Raw genomic sequence first — 381 nt, forward strand, 5'->3', positions numbered from 1 at the left:
CCTATTAATCTTGAATCATTAGTACGTAATCGTACTGCATTTTGATTCAAGATTAATAGGGCAAAAGTTTTTGTATTACCTTCTTAAGAATAACGGTTTTCTATATTACATAGCGTTTACAGCGACAGGAAGTGCTAATCAAGCAAGCATAACCTTAAAAGATATTTTTAATTTTGAGTTTGAACTGCCAGATTTCCCAGAACAACAGGCCATCGCCAGCATCCTCTCTGCCATAGACGACAAAATAGAAAACAACCTTGCCATGAACAAAACCTTGGAAAACATGGCAATGGCGCTTTACAAACATTGGTTCGTAGATTTTGGTCCTTTTCAAGAGGGTGAGTTCATCGGCTCTGAATTAGGTGAAATTCCTGAGGGGTG

1 protein-coding gene is annotated in these 381 nt (G+C 38.1%); it reads left to right on the forward strand.

The window, feature by feature from the left end:
* Positions 1–70 precede the first annotated feature (70 nt).
* The coding region (locus BFP77_RS04920; RefSeq protein WP_180272312.1) for a restriction endonuclease subunit S at positions 71–381 on the forward strand (311 nt) is incomplete at its 3' end.

Origin of the sequence: Maribacter sp. 4U21 (assembly GCF_002742365.1) — a bacterium.
GTDB lineage: Bacteria > Bacteroidota > Bacteroidia > Flavobacteriales > Flavobacteriaceae > Maribacter.